The 1,433-nt window shown below is 58.5% G+C and carries 1 pseudogene; it reads left to right on the top strand.

What is annotated here, in order from left to right:
• Positions 1-936, top strand: a pseudogene (locus A3A5_RS42045) (IS630 family transposase); the annotation flags it as partial.
• Between the last annotated feature and the right edge of the window lie 497 nt (positions 937-1,433).

Genomic DNA, 1,433 nt, shown 5'->3' with positions numbered 1-1,433 from the left:
GCGCATCTCATGCTGGCGGTGTCGATCAAGAGCGGAGATGGACAAGCACAGCTGGGATATCGCATTGGAGTGTTTGGCATCTTGCCAGCGCCATACTGAGGGCGTCGCGACGACGCTGCAAGATGCCACGGTGGGCGTCGGTTTGGCGAGGGGCGCTTGTTGAACGCCGAGCAGGGGCGCGAAGTCTGCAAGCTGATTCGCGACAGCACACCGGATCAATGAAGATGGCTTACGCACTGTGGACCCGTCGCGCGGTTGCTGATTTGGTCGAGCACCGCTTCGGTATCCGGCTTCCGGTTCGCACCATGGGTCTCTACTTGTCGCGCAGGGGCCTCACTCCGCAGAAACCGATTCGCCGCGCTGACGAGCAGTCCTCGGCTGCGGTCAGGAAACGGCTGAATGAGGGCTATCCGGAGATCGCGCAGCGTGCTAAGGCTCAGGATGCAGAAATCCACTGAGGCGATGAGACCGGACTGCGATCTGACGACGTGCGCGGGCGCAGCTTCGCTCCAATCGGGCAAACGAGGGGGGGTACGCATCAACAGCAAGCGCGAGGGGCTGTCGATCATTTCCACGGTCACCAATCGCGACAAGATGCGCTGGAAGATCTTCGAGGGGTCGCTTAACGCCGATATCTTGATCGACTTTCTGCGCCGTCTGGTCAAGGACGCAGGCAAGAAGGCCCTGATTCTCGATAACCTGAGGGTGCATCACAGCAAGCCGGTGAAGGCCTGGCTCGCCCGGCACGTCGAGCAAATCGAGGTGTTTTACCTGCCCATCTACGGCCCGGAACTCAATCGCGACGAGATGGCCAACGCCGATATCCAGCAAGCCGTCACCTCCCGGGCACCGGCTCGCACCAAGCTGCAACTCATCAAGGCCGCGTCGAGCCATCTGCGCAGTGTTCAGAAACAGCCGGAACGCATTCGTTGTTAGTTTCAGCATCATTCGGAGAAGTATGTATGCGGCCTGATTCAAGTTCATGCGGTACCGGCTGACGTGAGAGTTCTTGCTGGTCGGTCATGCTCCCCATTGTTCGCCGACGCACCGCTGCTGGAGTGGGAGAGCGTTTGCAGTGGACCTAGCAAAGAGTTGCGCGCCGGCTCAGTTGATTGTCGCAAGGGACCAATTGGGCGAATCGTCGTCCCCGAATACTGTGGGCGACGATTCGCCACTGCGAATAGGAGTGTAGACATGTTGGACGTTCGCTCAGAGGCATGAAATTTTGTACATTGCTCATCCGTGATTTGCCGCCACAACACGAATAAAGCGACAGCCAAGCGAAGACAGGTCTTCGTACGGCACTTGTTGTTGACGGCTGTGTAAATCCGACACTAGGCAGAGGTGGCGCCGGAAATTCGGACAGTCGGATAAATGGAAGAGCTGGGGTCTGAGCCGGCCATAATGGCGGGCAGAAAGGACCTCAGAAGATG

This window comes from Cupriavidus sp. UYPR2.512, from assembly GCF_000379565.1.
In the GTDB taxonomy this organism is placed as follows: Bacteria; Pseudomonadota; Gammaproteobacteria; order Burkholderiales; family Burkholderiaceae; genus Cupriavidus.
Note: the sequence above shows the minus strand (reverse complement) of the source record. Positions and strands in the feature narration are given on the sequence as shown.